Here is a 17257-nt window from a genome sequence, read left to right as displayed (position 1 = left end):
TCCGGGTTCGCCGGCCGCAGGCGGCCGGGAGTGTCTCGGGAAAGAGCCGGGGCGGACGCCCCGGCTCCACGGCGCGTTTGCGCCCTGTCTTCGTGCTCGTCCAGCTTCTTCTCAGTCCAGGACCTTCTTGGCCTTGTCGGGTGCCAGCAGCATGCCGACGAAGGCCATGGCGGCGATCACCTCGAAGTAGACGATCACCGGCGTGGTGCTGCCGCCGGCCTGGCCCATCAGCCAGGTCGCGACCAGCGGCGCCATGCCGCCGCCGAAGATGATGCCGAACTGCTTGCCGAGCGACGAGCCGGAGACCCGGATCTCGGTCGGGAACAGCTCCGCCGTGAAGGCCGCCTCGGGGGCGAACATCAGGCCGTGGATGAGGCCGATGGAGATCACCAGGCCGCCGATCAGGAGGATCGGGTCCTTCATGGCGAGGATCTGGAAGAAGATCGGGAACCAGATCATGGCCAGCACGACCCCCAGGATCATGAACGGCTTGCGGCCGAACCTGTCGCTGTAGAAGGCGATGAGCGGCACCATCAGCATCTCGGCGATGTTGGCGAACATCGGGCCCGACGTGACCTGGGCCGGCGACATGCCGAGCGTCTTCACGGCATAGCCGATGACGAACACGGTCGACAGGTACTGGAACGAGGAGTGGACCATGTTGGCCAGGCAGCCGAGCACGATCGACTTCTTGTGCGACCGCAGGGCCGCCAGGATCGGCGCCTTCTGGGTGCCGGCCTCGCCCTGCTTCTTCTTGAGGAGCAGCGACTCGTCGACCGAGTGCCGGATGTAGGTGCCGATCACCACCAGCACGAAGCTGAACAGGAACGGGATGCGCCACACCCAGTCGATGAAGCTGTCCTTGCCGTAGACTCCGGACAGGATGGCGATCAGGCCGGAGGCGACGATGATGCCGATGGGGCCGGAGGCGTTCACCCAGGAGGCGAAGAATCCGCGCCGCTTCTGCGGCGCGTTCTCCAGCGTCAGAGACACGGCGTTCATGTACTCGCCGCCGAACGCGAAGCCCTGCATGAAGCGCAGCACCACGAGGGCGATCGGCGCGAACAGGCCGGCCGAGTCGTAGCGCGGCAGGCAACCGATCAGGAACGAGGCGACGCCCATGATGACGAAGGTCATCATCAGCATGGCCTTGCGGCCGATCTTGTCGCCGTAGTGGCCGAACACCATGCCGCCGAGTGGCCGGGCCACGAAGCCGACCGCGAAAGTGGCGTAGACGGCCATCATGCTGGCGACCGAATCCATCTTCGGGAAGAAGAAGTGGTCGAACACCAGCGGCGCCGTGAACGCATAGATGAAGAAGTCGTAGTGCTCGATCGCCGAGCCCAGCGACGACGCGACCACCAGCCGGCGAAAGGCCGGGGTCGTCTTGGCGTCCGCGGCAGGCAAGGCTCCGCCGTCCGCGGTCGCGGTTGTCTGTGACATCGCATCTACTCCGATGGGGGTTCGGTTATTGGTCGTGCAGCGGGCGTGACCTCCGGATCCTGCACCCTTGTTGTGTTGGCGGCACGTCGCGCGGACGTGCCCGGTCTCTCATCGCCGCGGGCCCTTCTTGCGGTCGAGGAAGGCCCGCATGCGGTCGTGCTTGTCGCGGGTGGCGAAGGTGAGCTGGAACGCCGCGCGCTCGCTGCGCAGGCCGGCGTCGAGCGGCACGTTCTGGCTCTCCAGCACCAGCTCCTTGGTCTTTCGCACCGCGATCGGCGCCGCCGACACGATCAGGCCGGCGAGGCGCAGCGCCTCCGCCATCACGGCGTCGTCGTCGACCAGCCGGCTGACCAGGCCGATCGCGCGGGCCTCCTCGGCGTCGACGATCTCGCCGGTCAGCATCAGCCGCATGGCGTTGAACTTGCCGACGGCGCGGGTGAGCCGCTGGGTGGCGCCGCCGCCCGGCGTGATGCCGATCATCACCTCGGGCTGGCCGAACTTGGCCGAGCGGCCCGCCACGATGATGTCGGCGTGCATGGCGAGCTCGCAGCCGCCGCCGAGCGCGAAGCCGCTGACCGCGGCGATCACCGGCACCGGGCAGTCGGCGATGGCGCCCCACAGCCGGCCCATGTCGCGCTCGAGGATCTCGACCGGGTCGGCATCGACGTATTCGGACAGGTCGGCGCCGGCGCAGAACGCCTTGTCGTCGCCGGTCAGCACGATGCAGCGCAGGCCGGGCTCCGCCGCGAGGTCCCGGAAGGTCGCGGCGAGCGCCTGCCGCAACGCCAGATTGAGGGCGTTGCGCACCTCCGGCCGGTTGATGCGGACGATCGCGACGCCGTCGCTCGGGCGGTCGATCAGCAGCAGCGGGTGTTCCGGGCCGGCGGTCATGCCATTCACTCCGTACGGACTAGCGTCCCTTGAACTCGGGCCGCCGCTTTTCCAGCAGTGCCGCGACCGCCTCGGCGTGATCCTCGGTCTGGTGCGACAGCGCTTGGTAGGCGGCCGCCATCTCCAGCACCGTGTCGAGGCGGGCGATCTGGGATTCGCGCAGCAGCCGCTTGGTCCAGCGCAGCGCGTGCGGGGGGTTGGCGGCGATGCGCCCGGCGATCTCGAAGGCGACCGTCATCAGCTGGTCGTGCGGCACCACGCGGGAGACGAGGCCGATCTCGCGCGCCTCGTCGGCGTCGATCGGGTCGCCCGTGAAGGCCATCTCGGCGGCCCGCGCGTAGCCGATGGCGCGCGGCAGCAGCCACGAGCCGCCGTCGCCCGGCACGATGCCGACCTTGACGAAGCTCTCGGCGAAGACGGCCCGGTCGGAGGCGATGCGGATGTCGCACATGCAGGCGAGGTCGCAGCCCGCCCCGATCGCCGGGCCGTTGACGGCGGCGATCGCCGGCACGTCGAGCTTCCACATCGCCATCGGGATGCGCTGGATGCCGGCCCGGTACTGCTCGGCGATCTGCTGCGGCTCGCCGCCGAACATGCCCTTGCGGCCGTGCATGTCCTGCACGTTGCCGCCCGACGAGAACGCCTTGCCGTCGCCGGTGACGATGACGCAGCGGATGTCGAGGTCGTCGTTGGCGGTGCGGACCGCGTCCTCGATCGCCTTGTAGAAGCGCTCGCCCGACAGGGCGTTCCGGGTCTTCGGGTCGGTGATCTTCAGGAGCATCACGTGATTGCTCCGGGAGACGTCCAGGGTCGCCGTCATGGTCGCGCCTTTCCTCGATGCGGTATCCTGGTCCACTGTACCCGCTCCGATTTCGCGCGTCCTCGTTGCATCGGGGCGGCGGGTCGCCGCGTGGGAGGTCGCGGCGGCCCGCCCCCGATGCGGTGCCCCGCTCAGGCGCCGACCATCGCCAGGCCGCCATTGGCCAGCAGGAACTGGCCGGTCATGTGCTTGGAGTCGTCGGCGGCCAGGAACAGGGTCGGGCCGACCATGTCCTCGGGGGTGGCGATGCGGGCGAGGGGGGTCTGCTTGAGAACCTCCTCGCGGCGACCGTGCTTCCAGTCGTAGCGGTTCTTCAGCGCCTCGGTCTCCATGAAGGCGGCGCCGAGCGTGTTGACCCGCACCAGCGGCGCGAGCGCGCGGGCGTAGGACTTGGTGAGACCGATCACGCCGTACTTGGCGGCCGCGTACTGCGGCGCGCGCGGGCTGCCGGCGATCACCACCTGCGAGCCGATGTTGACGATCGTGCCGCCGCGGCCCGAGTCGAGCATGCGCGAGCCGATCTCGTGGATCATGAACATGGTGCCCATGATGTCCACCTTGAGCGTGTGCTCGATCACCTTCTCGTCGAACTCGCGCCAGGACTTCTGGTCGAGCGCCATGTCGCCGACATTGTTGACCAGCACGTCGCAGCCGCCGAACGTCCCGAAGCAGGTCTCGGCGATCTTCAGCACGTCGGCGTGCGAGGCGATGTCGCCCTTCACGGCGATCGCCTTGCGGCCCTTCGCCTCGATCTGCTTCACCACCTCCTCGGCGCCCTTGGCGGAGGAGTTGTAGTGGACGACGACGTCGGCGCCCTCGTCCGCGAAGGCGAGCGCCAGCACGGCACCGAAGCCGCGGCCGGAGCCGGTCACGAGAGCCTTCTTGTCCTGGAAACGACCCATCTCAGTCTTCCTTCTTCAGGCGTGAGCTCCCCGGTCCCGGCCGCGCGTGCGGCCGGGTCGTCTCGTCTGCACGAGGTTCGGGGGCTCAGCCGTGGCGTTTCACGATCTCGACGAATTCCGCGTCGGTCAGCAGACCGCGCTTCTGAAGGGCGAGCTTCTTCACCTCGGCGAGCAGCACCGGGACCTTGTCCTCCCCGGTCTTCAGCCCGAGCTCCTCGCATTTGAGGGTGATCGAGGCGGCGCCGCTCTTCTTGCCGAGCACGATGCCGCGCGGCGTGTCGAGCAGCGAGGCCGCGTAGGGCTCGATCGCGTGCGGCAGGTGGAACTGGGCCGCCACCGCGCCGGTCTCGCGCACGAACAGGTTCTCGCCGACCACCGGCTTCCACGGCTCGAGGCCGTAGCGGGCGATCTGCCGCAGCCGCTCCGACGCCTTGCGGACCTTGGTGAGGTCGATGCCGGTGTCGATGCCGTAGAGCAGCTCCAGCGCCAGCGCGATCTCCGGGATGTTGGCGTTGCCGCCGCGCTCGCCGATGCCGTCGACGGTCCCGTGGATCCACGAGGCGCCGGCGTCGATCGCCGCCACGGCGCTCGCCGTGGCGAGGCCGAAGTCGTTGTGGCCGTGGTAGTGGATCGGCACCGAAGGACCGACCCAGCCGCGCGCCTTGCCGATCAGGAACGTCACCGCCTCGGGGGTGGCGATGCCGAGCGTGTCGACGACCGCGATCTCCTTGGCGCCGACGTCGAGCGCCGCCTTGTAGACGTGCTCGAAGAAGCCGAGATCGGCGCGCGTCGAGTCGACGCCGAAGAAGCAGACATGGATGCCGTTCTCGGTGGCGAACGACACCGCCTTCCTGATCCGGTCCAGCACCTTCTCGCGGGTGACCTCGAGCGCGGCGAGCTTGGGATCGGAGATCGGCGCCTCGATGACGCAGTACTTCAGGCCGAGCTCGACCACGGCGGCGACGTCGTCGACCAGGGCGCGGGAGAAGCCCCACACCTCGGCCTTCAGGCCGGCCTTGGCGATCGCCCGGATCGCCTCCTTGTCCTCGTCGGAGACGCGCGGGAAGCCGGCCTCGATGCGGCCGACGCCGAGTCCGTCGACCATCCTGGCGATCTCGAGCTTCTGCTCGGGATCGAAGGCCGCGCCGACCGCCTGCTCGCCGTCACGCAGCGTGGTGTCGTAGAACTTGGCGGCGCGCTTCGGACGGCCCGCGAGGGCGACGTCGTTGAGCGTGCCGGACCAGACCTTGGTGCGATCGATCATGACGCCCTCTCAGAAGCCCTGCCACGCCGGCGCGTCGACCCCGTAGGCCTCTTTCCACGAGATCACCTTGTTGCGCAGCACGCCGATCTTCTCGATCTCGGCCTCCATCACGTCGCCCGGCTTGAGGTACCAGGCCTCCGGATCGGCGCTGAACGCCGCGACGCCCGACACCGTGCCGGTGGTGAGGATGTCGCCGGCGTTGTAGCCGAGCGGCGAGAACTTGGAGAGGAGCTGCGGGATCGTCACCGACATATGGCTCGAGTTGGAGATCTGGCGCTTCTCGCCGTTCACCCGCAGCTCGAGGTTCAGATTGTACGGGTCCGGAATCTCGTCCGGCGTCACGATCCACGGGCCGAACGGGCAGAACGTGTCGATCGACTTCGAGAAGCAGAAGTTCGCCGACTCCATCTCGCGGCGCTGGATGTCGCGCGCCGTGATGTCGTTGAAGATCACGTAGCCGCCGATGTAGTCGGACGCTTCCTTCTCGGTGAAGAACTTGCCCGGCTTGGCGAGGACGACGCACAGCTCGAGCTCGTAGTCGAGGCACTTCGTCAGGTGCTCCGGATAGACGACCGGGTCCTCGGGACCGATGACGGCGTCGACGTTCTGGAAGAACACGATCCACGGCTTGATCGCGGCGACCCAGTTGGAGCGGTCGCCCTCGTGGGCGTGCTCCGCGTAGTTGCCGGCGGTATGGAAGATCTTCTTCGGCTGGATCGGCGCGCACAGCTTGACGTCGGCGAGCTTGAAGCGGCGCTTGGTCAGGCGCTTCTCGGCCTGCTCCTTGACCGGCGTGCCGAGCGCGAACAGCGTGCGCATGTCCGGCACGTCGATCACGACGATCTCGTTGCCGTCGACGGCGCCGACCAGTTCCTCGGTCCCGACCTTGAATGTGGCTAGCTTCATGCCTCGTCTCCTGCTGCAGGCGTTTCCGGTATCTCCCCGACCCGCGACCGGGGGGTGGTCGCGGCGGCCGGCGATGCGGCCCTCGTCGGTGGGGCACCGATCGGTCGGATGAGTCGCTGTCGTGATCACGACCTCCGGGGGCTCGAGGTCGTCGTCGGGGCGGAGATTAGGATCGCGCTGCGACGAAGGTCCAATACGGAGTTTTGGGAACGCTATCGGGACCGATTATGTCCGGTCGCCGCCCTCCGGACGGGCCGTGCGGCGTCGCACGACCCGAGCTTTCGGCGCCGCCGCAAAATGCGGCAGCGGTCGATCGCGGCGCGCCCCGCCGGCCGGTCCGGATCGGCCTGCGACTCAGGACGATCTCGCGGATCTGCGCGGATTCGAGGCAACCACGGCGACGGCCTGCCGGGCGGACCGTCGGTGCCGTGGCGCGAAGCGGGCGCCGGACGCGGCCCGAACCGATCCATGCACAGCCGGCGCGGCTGGGCTGCCGGCGGCCGCGGGACACATCGGCTGTCACGCGAAGGAGCGGCGCAGCCACAACCGAGAATTAAGGCCGGCCACCCGGCTTCGCCTTCCGCCGGGCGGTCGAAGCGTATAGGCTCCGCCGTCATCGGGCGGCCCGGGCCCTGCCGCCGACAGGATCGACCCCGCGATGAAGATCGAACCGCGCCGGCTTCTCGAACTGTTGGCCGTGGCGCGGCACGGCTCGATCAGCGGAGCGGCCGAAGCCGTCAACATGTCGCAGCCGGCGCTGTCGCAGAGCATCGCGCTCCTGGAGCGCGAGGTCGGCGTCAAGGTGCTGGAGCGCGGCCGCCAGGGGGCGCGGCTCAACGACTTCGGCGACGCGCTGGTGTTCTACGCCCAGGCGCTCGAATCGCTGCTCGGCCGCGCCGGCGAGGAGATCCGCATGCGCTCGCTCGGGCTCGAGGGCACGCTGGCCATCGGCATCACGCCGGTCAGCGCCGTCCAGCTGGTGCCGCGCTGCATCGAGGCGCTGCTGCGCGAGAGCCCCAATATCGGCATCTCGATCGTCGACGGCCTCGACCACGAGATCACCGAGATGCTGCGGACCCGCCAGCTCGACCTGCTGGTCCGCCGGCTCGGCATCGCGACCCACTTCCCCGACATCGAGGAGGAGGCGCTGTTCGAGGTGGACTGGTCGCTGATCACGGCGCCCGACCACCCGCTGGCGTCGCGCGGCACGGTGCGGCTCTCCGACCTCAAGGACGTGCAGTGGGTGCTGCCGGCCGGCGGCAGCGCGTTCCGTCAGCAGATGGAGCAGGTCTTCATGTCGTCCGGCTTCGACTGGCCGGACCGCGGCATCTCGACCAACTCGATCCTGGCCATCAAGTCGATGGTGATGCGGGCCGGCTGCGTGTCGATCATCTCGCCCCGGCTGGTCGAGGTCGAGGCGGCGGCCGGCCGCCTGCGGGTGATCCCGCTGGAGGGCCTGGGGCCGCTGCGGCCGGTCGGGCTGATCTGGCGGCGCGGCGAGAAGCTGTCGCCGATCGCCGCCCGCTTCGCCAAGATCCTGCGCACCCTGGCGCAGGAGGAGACGGACATCCGCGCCTCCGATCTCGCCGCCCCCTGAGCCGGCGCGGCACCGCGGCGGCCGGGCCGCCTCACATCAGGCAGACGGTACCGACCCCGGTGAAGCCGATGGCGCGGGCGGCGCCGCGGCTGATGTCGAGATTGAGCCCCTTGGTGAACGGGCCGCGGTCGTTGACCACCACCTCGACCGAGCGGCCGGTGCGCGGGTTCTTGACCGTCAGCCTGGTGCCGAACGGCAGGGTGCGGTGCGCCGCCGTGTAGCCGTCCGGATCGAAGCGCTGGCCGCTCGCCGTCCTGGTGCCCTGCCAGTAGAAGGCCGAGCGGATCGGCTTGCCCTCGCCGCACACCGAACCGCCCGCCGGGGCCGTCGGACGGACCCGCGGCAGCGGCACCGAGGGCGGCGTCAGGGACGCCAGCCTCGGTCCGGCCGACACGGGCTCGGGCGTCGCGGCGGCCTCGGGCAGCGGGACCGCCTCGGCCGAGGCCAGGATCGGCCGGGCCGGCTGGACCGCCGGGCGGGGGGGCGGTGGCACCGGGGCGGCGGTCTGCGGGAGCGGCGTCGCCGGCGCCGGCCCGGCGGCGGCCGGCCGCGGCCGCGGCACCGGAACGGTGCCGTCCGGCATCGCCGCGGCGATCCGGGTTCGCGTCCGCTCGATGTCGGATTCGGTGGCCGCCGCGGGCAGCGGATCGCCGGCCAGCCCGGCCCAGAGGCCGGCCCAGCCGAGTGCCCAGACCAGCGGGGCCCGCCAGCGGGGCTCCCGTGCCGGCGATACACGCGGAAGTGCATGCAATGGCAATCGATGCAACGCAGACGCGCGCATGGTCCCGTCCCCCGACCGGCCCGTCGGGCCGGTTCCCCGTTCGACGTGACCGGCCGAACCGGCCGGTCCCCTGCGGCCGGACCGCGGCCGCACCCCCGTGGCGTCGGCGCATCGGTACTCGCGCGCCGTTGACCATCGCCGAGCGTGTGCTACACAGGTGGCCGAATTGAGGCTGAAAACGCTTGTTCGTCAGACGATTGGGCCGGCGGCGCGGGGACCGCGCCGGCCCGTTCGGGCGTTCCGGCCGAACCCCGCGGCGCGCGCGAGCGCGCCATCTTTCGGGTCGACGTGCGCGAGCGCGTCCACCGCACCCGCGACGAGCGCACCTCTCGCGACCAGACTGCTGCGACGGCAACCATGACCATCCGCCTGCACCGCGGCGACCTGCCCGACCTCGCGCGCTACACCGGGGCGGTCGCCATCGACACCGAGACCATGGGTCTGCAGCCGGGGCGCGACCGCCTGTGCGTCGTCCAGCTCTCGCCCGGCGACGGCTCCGCCGACGTGGTCCAGATCCCGCGCGACAACCCGCGGGCCCCCAACCTCGAGGCGCTGCTCGCCGATCCGTCGCGGCTGAAGATCTTCCACTTCGCCCGCTTCGACCTCGCCGTGCTCTACAAGACCTTCGGGGTGATGCCGGGCCCGGTCTGGTGCACCAAGATCGCCTCGCGGCTGACCCGCACCTACACGGACCGGCACGGCCTGAAGGATCTGACCAAGGAGGTGCTGGGCATCGACGTGTCGAAGCAGCAGCAATCGTCCGACTGGGGCGCGACCGAACTCACCGAGGCCCAGATCGCCTACGCGGCCTCGGACGTCCTGCATCTCCATGCCCTCAAGGCCCGGCTCGAGGAGATGCTGGCGCGCGAAGGCCGGACCCCGCTGGCGGCGGCGTGCTTCGCGTTCCTGCCGGTGCGGGCGACCCTCGACCTCGCCGGCTGGGCGGACGAGGACATCTTCGCCCATTCGTGAGATCCGCTGCCGCCGCGGGACGGCCATATTCGAAGGCGACCTTGGCGGGCCGTGAGCGCCCGGCGAGGGACGTTCGGTTCCGGAGCCAGACGCTGGGGATGAACCACCTGACCGCCGCGCCCGCATACCGAGAGGCCCCGCGACGCGACACGACACGGCGCGACGCCGGTGCGCGCGAGGACTCCCGCGCGCGGCTGCTGCCGGCGAACGACAGCGACCGCCGGTTCCGCAAGGCGCGGCGGCACAGCCGCTTCATCCGGATCATGCGGATCGCCATCCCGGCCGGCATCGTGGCGGTCGGCGGGGTGCTCGTGGTGGCCGTGTTCTTCAATCCGTTCCAGCCGATCGAGGCGCAGATCGATCCCGGCAAGCTCGTCGTCAGCGGCACCAAGATCACCATGGAGCTGCCGCGGCTCGCCGGCTTCACCGCCGACCAGAAGCCCTACGAGCTGACCGCCCAGGCCGCCTCGCAGGACCTCACCAAGCCCAGCCTGCTCGAGCTCAAGGAGCTCAAGGCGCAGGTGCAGACCGACGACCAGGGCGCCATCACGGTAACGGCCGTCAACGGCCTCTACGACACCAAGCAGGACAACCTGAAGCTGACCGAGAACATCCTGGTGCGCACCGGCAAGGGCTTCGAGGCCCGGCTGCAGGAGGCCGTGCTCGACGTGAAGAAGGGCACCATCGTCTCCGAGCAGCCGGTGGCGGTTCGTATTCCCAACGGCACCGTCGACGCCAACCGGCTCGACATCTCGGACGGCGGTTCGGTGGTGCGGTTCAGCAAGGGCGTGCTGACCACCCTCAACATCGGCGCCGACCTCGCGACGATCGGCTCCGGCGACGCCGCGGGCAGCCCGCCGGGCGGGGCCGCACGGGCGGGAGCGGGGCAACGATGACGCCGCATCGTTCACGATACCGCAGCACCGCCGCGGCGGCCCTCGCGGCCGGCCTGGTCGCCACGGTGCTTCTCGCCGCCCCGGCGGCGGCGCAGCCGAGCGGCGGCTCCAACACGCCGAACGCCCTGCAGGGCTTCGCCCAGAACCGCGACAAGCCGGTGCGGATCGAGTCCGCCTCGCTGGAGGTGCGCGACAAGGAGAAGACCGCCACCTTCGCGGGCGACGTCCATCTGGTGCAGGGCGACGTCACCCTCAAATGCCGCAGCCTGGTGGTGTTCTACGAGCCCGACGCCAAGCAGGACGGCAAGCCCGACCCCAAGGCCAAGCCCGCCAGCACCAACGCCATGGCGGGAGGCGGCGGCTCGCAGCAGATCAAGCGCATCGAGGCGCGCGGCGACGTCGTCGTGTCGCAGAAGGACCAGGTGGCGGTCGGCGACAACGGCATCTTCGACATGAAGAGCAACACCGTGACGCTGATCGGCAACGTCGTCATCTCGCAGGGGCCGAACGCCGTGAAGGGCGACCGGCTGGTGGTCGACATGACCACCGGGGTGTCGCGCGTCGAATGCGGCAATACGGGCAGCCAGTGCCGGGTGCGGGCCGTGCTGATGCCGGGCAGCCAGAACCGCCAGGACGGCGGCAATGGCGGCGGGCCAGGGCCGGGCGGCGGCAGCCGCGACGCCGCCCGCGAGCCGGCGCGGCCGCGGTCCGGGGCCGGCAGCCCGACCGGCGGCCTGTACTAGGCGACAGCGGCGGTCCGGGCGTTGCGTTCCAGCCTCCTCCGATCGAGCCTGCCCGGGTCGCGGCCCGCCCCGCGGCGGCCGCGTTTGCCCGGGCCGCGCAACCCGCTATGGTCCGGCCCGGATCCGCAGCCGGATCCCGTCCTGATGGGCTCGGAGGCGTCGAGGCGCGCGTGGCCGGTTTCTTTGGCAGATTCAAACCCCGTCCCCCGAAGCAGCGGGGGCGGGACATCGCGGGCGCCGGCTGGAACGACGAGCCGATCCCGACCGGATCCGCACCCATGAGCCTGGACACCCGCCACGACGGTCACGCGCACGCCTATGACGAGGAGGAGGCCCGCTGGCACGACCAGCAGGCCCGGCAGGCGGCCGCGCACGGCTATCTCGCCATCCACGGGGTGGAGAAGACCTTCGTCGGCCGCAAGGTGGTGAAGGGCGTCAGCCTCTATGTCCGGCGCGGCGAGGCGGTCGGCCTGCTCGGCCCCAACGGCGCCGGCAAGACGACGGTGTTCTACATGATCACCGGGCTGATCAAGGCGGACCGCGGCCGCATCGAGCTCGACGGCTACGACGTCACCGCCCTGCCCATGTACCAGCGGGCCCGTCTCGGCATCGGCTATCTGGCGCAGGAGCCGTCGATCTTCCGCGGCCTCAACGTCGAGGACAACATCCGGGCCGTGCTGGAGATCGTCGAGCCCAACAAGAAGCGCCGCGAGCAGGATCTCGACTCCCTGCTCGAGGAGTTCAACATCACCCGGCTGCGGAAATCGCCGTCGATCGCCTTGTCGGGCGGCGAGCGCCGCCGCGTCGAGATCGCCCGGGCGCTGGCCAGCCGGCCGAGCTACATGCTGCTCGACGAGCCGTTCGCCGGCATCGACCCGATCGCGGTCGGCGACATCCAGGCGCTGGTCCGCCATCTGACCCAGCGCGGCATCGGGGTGCTGATCACCGACCACAATGTCCGCGAGACGCTGGGCCTGACCGACCGCGCCTACATCATCTACTCGGGCGAGGTGCTGACCGAGGGCGCCACCGAGGACATCGTCAACAATCCCGACGTGCGCCGCCTCTATCTCGGCGAGAGCTTCCGCATGTAGGCAGGCCCGCCGGTCGGCGCCGGGACCGCCGGAGTCGCTTCGGGCACGCACGCCCCCTTCGCCCGACAATCGCCTGTATTTCCAGAGCTTGCGGCTTGTCGATCACGATATCGTGATCCCGGAGTCGCCGATCGCCCCCATGCGGCGTCTCCTGAAAGCCCCCCGGCCCGTCCGTCGGGTCCGCGCCGACAAACCGAAAAACCCCGCAAAGATTCGGATGTACAGGAGACGACAAACTCGATAAGCAAGAACCGGACCAAGTTCCGGGGTTTCCATGGCGCTTTCGCAACGGCTGCAGCTTCGACAGACCCAGTCGCTGGTGATGACCCCCCAGCTGCTGCAGGCCATCAAGCTGCTGCAGCTCTCTCATCTCGACCTCTCGGCCTATGTCGAGGGGGAGCTGGAGCGCAATCCGCTGCTGGAGCGCGACAGCGGCGACGAGCCGGGCGCACCGGAGCCGAACGGCGCCGACGCGGCCCCGCCCGGGGCCGAGCCGCCGGCCGCCCCGCGCGACGCCGCCGAGGAGTGGATGGCGGACACCGCCGACACCAGCCGCGCCTCGATCGAGGACCGGCTCGGCACCGACCTCGAGAACGTCTTTCCCGACGAGTCCGGCCCCGGCCTGTCGCGCCTCGCCGAGGAGCGCCCGGCCGGCTACTCGGAATGGTCGGCGGTCGGCTCCGGCGGCCGCGACGACGACGACTACAATCTCGAGGCCTTCGTGGCGGCCGAGACGACGCTGGCCGACCATCTGGCCGAGCAGCTCGCCCTCGCCGTGACCGACCCGGTCGATCGGCTGATCGGCCAGTACCTGCTCGACATGGTCAACGAGTCCGGCTACCTCGCCGGCGACCCCGCCGAGGTGGCCGAGAAGCTCGGCTGCCCGCCCGAGAAGGTCGAGGCGGTGCTGGCCGTGCTGCAGACCTTCAACCCGTCCGGGATCTGCGCCCGCAATCTCGCCGAGTGCCTGGCGATCCAGCTGCGCGAGAACGACCGCTTCGACCCCGCCATGCAGGCGCTGGTCGCCAATCTCGACCTGCTGGCGAAGCGCGACGTCGCCGCCCTCAAGCGCAAATGCGGGGTGTCGGACGAGGACATCGCCGACATGATCGCCGAGATCCGCCGGCTCGATCCCAAGCCCGGCCTGCGCTTCGGCACCACCACGGTGCAGCCGGTGGTGCCCGACGTGTTCGTGCGGCAGGCGCCGGACGGCACCTGGATCGTCGAGCTGAACTCCGACACGCTGCCCAAGGTGCTGGTCAACCAGACCTATTACGCGCGCGTCGCGGGCCGGGCCCGGAAGGACACCGAGAAGACCTACCTGTCCGACTGCCTGCAGAGCGCCGCCTGGCTGGTGCGGGCGCTCGACCAGCGGGCCAAGACGATCCTCAAGGTGGCGAGCGAGATCGTCCGCCAGCAGGACGCCTTCCTGACCCACGGGGTCGAGCACCTGCGGCCCCTCAACCTCAAGACCGTCGCCGACGCCATCGGGATGCACGAGTCGACGGTGTCGCGCGTCACCGCCAACAAGTACATGGCGACCCAGCGTGGCACCTTCGAGCTGAAATACTTCTTCACCTCGTCGATCGCCGCCTCGGACGGCGGCGAGGCCCATTCGGCCGAGGCGGTGCGCCACCGCATCAAGCAGCTGATCGACGCCGAGACGCCGAACGACGTGCTCTCCGACGACACCATCGTCGAGAAGCTGCGCGAGGCCGGCATCGACATCGCGCGGCGCACCGTCGCCAAGTACCGCGAGGCGATGCGCATCCCCTCCTCGGTCCAGCGCCGCCGCGACAAGCAGATGAAGGCCGCGACGGTTTGAGCACAGGCCGGTTCTGGCGGTCCGCTCGTCCCGGCCAAGGCGGGGCCCCGCGAACGACACGGCAAGACGCCTTGGGTCCCGCTTTCGCGGGGACGAGCAGGCGTGGGGCTAATCGGTCGCAAACAAGGTCCCGGCGTACGCTGTCCGCGCGCCGCCGGTCCGGCTAGGCTCTGCGGCAGACAGACCTGCCGGGAGTCCAGTGAATGCTCAGCCATGTCACGGTCGGCACCGCCGACGTCGAGCGCGCGACCCGCTTCTACGACGCCGTGCTGGCGACGCTCGGGATCGCCCGGGCGAAGACGTTCAAGGTCGGCGCCGGCTACGCGCCGGAGGGCTTTCGCGGAATCGAGCCGCCGTTCTGGGTGCTGCGGCCGCAGAACCGCCAGCCCCCCACGGTCGGCAACGGCTGCATGGTGGCATTCGAGGCGCCGACGCGGGCCGCCGTCGACGCGTTCCACGCGGCGCTTCTCGCCCATGGCGGCAGCGACGAGGGCGCGCCGGGCCTGCGGCCCCACTTCCACGCGAATTTCTACGGCGCCTACGGCCGCGACCCCGAGGGCAACAAGCTCTGCTGCGTCTGCCACCGGCCCGAATAGGCGCCCGGCCGCGCCAGCCTTGCAGCCGGGCCACAGGTGAAGCGAAATCGTCACGCCGGCCACGACTTGGCCATGCGAACCGGCCAGACACGCTCCACAGTGGGCGGCCGGCCCGCGACGGCCGGCCCGAACCCCGAACCCGGAGCGGACGACGGTGCGCCTCGCGCTCGCCATCTCGGTGATGGTGCACGCCCTCCTGTGGGGGCTGGCGGCCCTGCAGGTGCGCCCGCCCTTCGCCGCGGCGAACACGCCTATCGCGGTCGAGCTGGTCCGCCCCGACGAGATACCGGAGCGGCCGAAGGAGGCCGAGGCCGCCGCCGAGCCGGACAAGCCGGCCGAGCCGCAGCAGCAGGCCCAGGCGGAGCCACCCGCCCAGGAGGCGGCCCAGAGCCCGGCTGCCGTGGAGACTCCGGCGCCGCAGCCGGCCCGCTCGGAGCCGCAGCAGCAGGCGAGCGCGCCGCCCGCGGAGCCGGCGGCCGCCGCGGCGACCGCACCCGAGACGGCGGACCGGCCGGGCCCGCAGCTCGCCTCGGCCGACCCGTCGCCGACCGGTGCGGCCGCCACCGAGCCCGCGGAGGGCGAAGGCGCATCGAGCTGGTACGACTCGCCGCTGATGAACGTCTCGATCGGCTACGAGACCACCGAGCGCAAGGCGAAGCTGACCGATCGCGAGATCGCCGCCTTCAAGGCGCATCTGCGCGCCTGCTGGCAGCCGCCCGCGGCGCTCGCCGACGCGCCGGCCCGGCTCTCGGTGGTGCTGCGCGTCGCCCTCGCGCCGAGCGGCGCGCTCGCCGGCGAGCCGACGCTCCTCGCCGCCAGCGCCTCGCCCAAGGGCGCCGTGCTGATGCAGACCGCCATGGCGGCACTCGCCCGCTGCCAGCCGGTCGGCCTGCTGCCGGCCGCGAAGTACCAGGAGTGGAAGCTCCTCGACCTCGCCTTCTCGCCCGCGGGACTGACCGGATTGCCGAAGCTGTAGGCCGAACCGGACGCGGTCGTCGTCCCGGGGCGGCGCTTAAGCGCCGGTTTCGGGACCCATACGCCCGGTCTGTCGTGAGCCACCGGCACCGGGAAATGGAGTCCGGGCTCGCAGGCGTGCCGCCCGCGCCCCGGACTGACGGCGTTTCAACCCGCTTCGTCCGCTCCCGGCGGCACGGCGAGCACCGAGCGGGTGATCGGAAACCGGTCGGCGAGCAGGGCGGCCTCGAAACGGCCGGCATATTCGTTCCACGAGATGCCCTGCTGGTGGCGGATCGCCGCCTCGTGCTGGCTTCGCCACAGGGCATCGTCGGTGAGGAGCGCGACGGTGCGCTCGGCGAAGCGGTCGGGGTCGGCCTCGTGGAAGCCGGTGATGCCGTCGAGCACCCGCTCCGGCACGGCGGCGACCGGCGCCACCACGGCCGGCACGCCGAGCGCCTGCGCCTCGGCGACCGCGAGGCAGAACGCCTCGACCTTGTGGCCGAGATAGACCAGCACGCGCGAGCCGCGCATCGCCGCGATCAGACCCTCGCGGGTGGCGGTCGGATGCACCCGCACCGAGGCGCGCACCGCTTCCGGCTGGTTCGCCGGCAGCAGCGAGCCCGACCACACGTCCCAGGCATCGGTGCCGGGCGGCATGTCGTGCACGCCGTAGACGTCGAGCACCGCGTCGGGCACGCGGGGCAGCACCTTCTCGGCCCAGATCTCGACGAGCCGCCTGAGGTTGCGCTGCGGGTTGGAGGCGAAGATGGCGCGGCGCGGCGGCGGCGCGGCGAGCGGCGCGTGTCCGCGCACGTCCTCGGGCAGGCCGAGCGGGATGAGGATCTGCGGATCGCGCCGCGGCAGCACCGGCGACCAGATGTTCACCTGGTGCAGGCTCTGCAGCACCGGCACGGGCCGGTACCACCAGACCCGGCCGAGCTGCTTGTAGTGCTTGAGATGGTTGGGCTGCCACAGCACCCAGATGGCGCGCCGCCCGGGCTTCCGCACGAAGCGCAGGAGACGGGGATGCTGGCAGGCGACGTAAAGGTCGCAGGTCTCCGGCCGGGCGCCGGCGATCGGCCGCCACGTCACGCCGTGGTCCTCCACCGGCGTCGTGCAGTTGGTGTAGACCGTCACGGCGTGGCGGCGGCGCGCCAGCTCGCGCGCCAGGCGAATGACCGACGACTCGGTGCCGCCGAGCGGCTGCGTCTCGAGATGCGTCCCGTCGTACTGCCGCGTCGTGTCGGCGATGATGATCTCGGCCATGCGGGTCTCGACGATGTGCTCGGCGGTGGGGGCGCTTGCGTCTGGGCGCCGGGACCGGTGTGATACCGCAAGCGCCGGCGTCCCCCAAACCTCCGTCTTCCGAAAACACGCACCGGCGCAACGAGGAGAGCACGAGGATGTCGCAGAACACGCCGAAGGTGGGCTGGATCGGCATGGGCCGCATGGGCTACGCGATGGCCGAGCGGCTGGTGAAGTCCGGGCACGACGTGTCGATCTGGAACCGGACGCGGTCGAAGGCGGAGCCGCTGGCGGCCTATGGCGGCAAGATCGTCGACAAGCCGTC

The 17257-nt window shown here is 70.8% G+C and carries 17 protein-coding genes; 9 read left to right on the top strand and 8 right to left on the bottom strand.

Features of this window, described 5'->3' with window-relative positions:
• Positions 1-111: 111 nt before the first annotated feature.
• The 6 genes from J2S22_RS17955 to J2S22_RS17930 form a co-directional block, all read right to left on the bottom strand.
• Positions 112-1443 (bottom strand): MFS transporter, encoded by a 1332-nt coding sequence (locus J2S22_RS17955; RefSeq protein WP_272775063.1) that lies wholly within the window; start codon positions 1441-1443, stop codon positions 112-114.
• A gap of 108 nt (positions 1444-1551) precedes the next feature.
• Entirely contained in the window at positions 1552-2334 is a 783-nt protein-coding gene (locus J2S22_RS17950) for an enoyl-CoA hydratase-related protein (RefSeq protein ID WP_272775064.1), read from the bottom strand.
• Between the two features lie 19 nt (positions 2335-2353).
• Complete coding sequence (locus J2S22_RS17945) at positions 2354-3154, bottom strand: crotonase/enoyl-CoA hydratase family protein (protein WP_272775065.1); 801 nt, start codon at positions 3152-3154, stop codon at positions 2354-2356.
• 131 nt (positions 3155-3285) lie between these two features.
• Entirely contained in the window at positions 3286-4056 is a 771-nt protein-coding gene (locus tag J2S22_RS17940; RefSeq protein WP_272775066.1) for an SDR family NAD(P)-dependent oxidoreductase, read from the bottom strand.
• Positions 4057-4141: 85 nt separating this feature from the next.
• Positions 4142-5320 (bottom strand): LeuA family protein, encoded by a 1179-nt coding sequence (locus J2S22_RS17935; protein ID WP_272775067.1) that lies wholly within the window; start codon positions 5318-5320, stop codon positions 4142-4144.
• 9 nt (positions 5321-5329) lie between these two features.
• Positions 5330-6226 carry a fumarylacetoacetate hydrolase family protein gene (locus J2S22_RS17930; RefSeq protein WP_272775068.1) on the bottom strand — a complete coding sequence of 299 codons (897 nt, stop codon included), beginning with the start codon at positions 6224-6226 and terminating at the stop codon, positions 5330-5332.
• A gap of 658 nt (positions 6227-6884) precedes the next feature.
• Between J2S22_RS17930 and J2S22_RS17925 the strand changes: the two genes are divergently transcribed.
• On the top strand, positions 6885-7823 hold the full coding sequence (locus J2S22_RS17925; protein WP_272775069.1) for a LysR family transcriptional regulator: 939 nt from the start codon (positions 6885-6887) through the stop codon (positions 7821-7823).
• A gap of 31 nt (positions 7824-7854) precedes the next feature.
• Here the strand turns inward: J2S22_RS17925 and J2S22_RS17920 are convergent, their stop codons facing one another.
• Positions 7855-8574 (bottom strand): septal ring lytic transglycosylase RlpA family protein, encoded by a 720-nt coding sequence (locus J2S22_RS17920; RefSeq protein ID WP_272775070.1) that lies wholly within the window; start codon positions 8572-8574, stop codon positions 7855-7857.
• Between the two features lie 387 nt (positions 8575-8961).
• Here J2S22_RS17920 and J2S22_RS17915 point away from each other — a divergent pair, with 387 nt between their 5' ends.
• The 7 genes from J2S22_RS17915 to tolA all read left to right on the top strand — a co-directional run bounded on the left by J2S22_RS17915 (position 8962) and on the right by tolA (position 15706).
• Positions 8962-9576: a ribonuclease D gene (locus tag J2S22_RS17915; RefSeq protein ID WP_272775071.1), complete on the top strand. Its 615-nt coding sequence runs from the start codon at positions 8962-8964 to the stop codon at positions 9574-9576.
• Positions 9577-9674: 98 nt separating this feature from the next.
• On the top strand, positions 9675-10472 hold the full coding sequence (lptC, locus tag J2S22_RS17910; protein ID WP_272775072.1) for an LPS export ABC transporter periplasmic protein LptC: 798 nt from the start codon (positions 9675-9677) through the stop codon (positions 10470-10472).
• Positions 10469-11215: an LptA/OstA family protein gene (locus J2S22_RS17905; RefSeq protein ID WP_272775073.1), complete on the top strand. Its 747-nt coding sequence runs from the start codon at positions 10469-10471 to the stop codon at positions 11213-11215. Before lptC ends, J2S22_RS17905 begins: the two co-directional genes overlap by 4 nt.
• Positions 11216-11322: 107 nt before the next feature.
• A complete protein-coding gene (gene lptB, locus J2S22_RS17900; protein WP_370878219.1) occupies positions 11323-12309 on the top strand; it encodes an LPS export ABC transporter ATP-binding protein in 987 nt (328 codons plus the stop codon).
• A gap of 274 nt (positions 12310-12583) precedes the next feature.
• On the top strand, positions 12584-14134 hold the full coding sequence (rpoN, locus tag J2S22_RS17895; RefSeq protein ID WP_272775075.1) for an RNA polymerase factor sigma-54: 1551 nt from the start codon (positions 12584-12586) through the stop codon (positions 14132-14134).
• Positions 14135-14337: 203 nt separating this feature from the next.
• Positions 14338-14730 carry a VOC family protein gene (locus J2S22_RS17890; RefSeq protein WP_272775076.1) on the top strand — a complete coding sequence of 131 codons (393 nt, stop codon included), beginning with the start codon at positions 14338-14340 and terminating at the stop codon, positions 14728-14730.
• A gap of 154 nt (positions 14731-14884) precedes the next feature.
• Positions 14885-15706 carry a cell envelope integrity protein TolA gene (gene tolA / locus J2S22_RS17885; RefSeq protein ID WP_272775077.1) on the top strand — a complete coding sequence of 274 codons (822 nt, stop codon included), beginning with the start codon at positions 14885-14887 and terminating at the stop codon, positions 15704-15706.
• Between the two features lie 146 nt (positions 15707-15852).
• Here tolA and J2S22_RS17880 read toward each other — a convergent pair whose 3' ends face one another.
• Complete coding sequence (locus J2S22_RS17880) at positions 15853-16953, bottom strand: glycosyltransferase (RefSeq protein ID WP_272775078.1); 1101 nt, start codon at positions 16951-16953, stop codon at positions 15853-15855.
• A gap of 137 nt (positions 16954-17090) precedes the next feature.
• Between J2S22_RS17880 and J2S22_RS17875 the strand changes: the two genes are divergently transcribed.
• Positions 17091-17257: NAD(P)-binding domain-containing protein (locus tag J2S22_RS17875; RefSeq protein ID WP_307155856.1), on the top strand; the 167-nt coding region annotated here is incomplete at its 3' end.

Source organism: Rhodoplanes tepidamans (assembly GCF_030813915.1).
Classification (GTDB): domain Bacteria; phylum Pseudomonadota; class Alphaproteobacteria; order Rhizobiales; family Xanthobacteraceae; genus Rhodoplanes; species Rhodoplanes tepidamans.
Note: the sequence above shows the minus strand (reverse complement) of the source record. Positions and strands in the feature narration are given on the sequence as shown.

Excerpts from the sequence above, each read along its gene's own strand:
- J2S22_RS17935 (WP_272775067.1), bottom strand. The coding sequence starts at position 5,320 with ATGATCGATCGCACCAAGGTCTGGTCCGGCACGCTCAACGACGTCGCC.
- J2S22_RS17905 (WP_272775073.1), top strand. The coding sequence starts at position 10,469 with ATGACGCCGCATCGTTCACGATACCGCAGCACCGCCGCGGCGGCCCTC.
- lptC (WP_272775072.1), top strand. The coding sequence starts at position 9,675 with ATGAACCACCTGACCGCCGCGCCCGCATACCGAGAGGCCCCGCGACGC.
- J2S22_RS17930 (WP_272775068.1), bottom strand. The coding sequence starts at position 6,226 with ATGAAGCTAGCCACATTCAAGGTCGGGACCGAGGAACTGGTCGGCGCC.
- J2S22_RS17955 (WP_272775063.1), bottom strand. The coding sequence starts at position 1,443 with ATGTCACAGACAACCGCGACCGCGGACGGCGGAGCCTTGCCTGCCGCG.
- J2S22_RS17950 (WP_272775064.1), bottom strand. The coding sequence starts at position 2,334 with ATGACCGCCGGCCCGGAACACCCGCTGCTGCTGATCGACCGCCCGAGC.
- rpoN (WP_272775075.1), top strand. The coding sequence starts at position 12,584 with ATGGCGCTTTCGCAACGGCTGCAGCTTCGACAGACCCAGTCGCTGGTG.
- J2S22_RS17925 (WP_272775069.1), top strand. The coding sequence starts at position 6,885 with ATGAAGATCGAACCGCGCCGGCTTCTCGAACTGTTGGCCGTGGCGCGG.
- J2S22_RS17915 (WP_272775071.1), top strand. The coding sequence starts at position 8,962 with ATGACCATCCGCCTGCACCGCGGCGACCTGCCCGACCTCGCGCGCTAC.
- J2S22_RS17940 (WP_272775066.1), bottom strand. The coding sequence starts at position 4,056 with ATGGGTCGTTTCCAGGACAAGAAGGCTCTCGTGACCGGCTCCGGCCGC.
- lptB (WP_370878219.1), top strand. The coding sequence starts at position 11,323 with ATGGTCCGGCCCGGATCCGCAGCCGGATCCCGTCCTGATGGGCTCGGA.
- J2S22_RS17890 (WP_272775076.1), top strand. The coding sequence starts at position 14,338 with ATGCTCAGCCATGTCACGGTCGGCACCGCCGACGTCGAGCGCGCGACC.
- J2S22_RS17945 (WP_272775065.1), bottom strand. The coding sequence starts at position 3,154 with ATGACGGCGACCCTGGACGTCTCCCGGAGCAATCACGTGATGCTCCTG.
- J2S22_RS17880 (WP_272775078.1), bottom strand. The coding sequence starts at position 16,953 with ATGGCCGAGATCATCATCGCCGACACGACGCGGCAGTACGACGGGACG.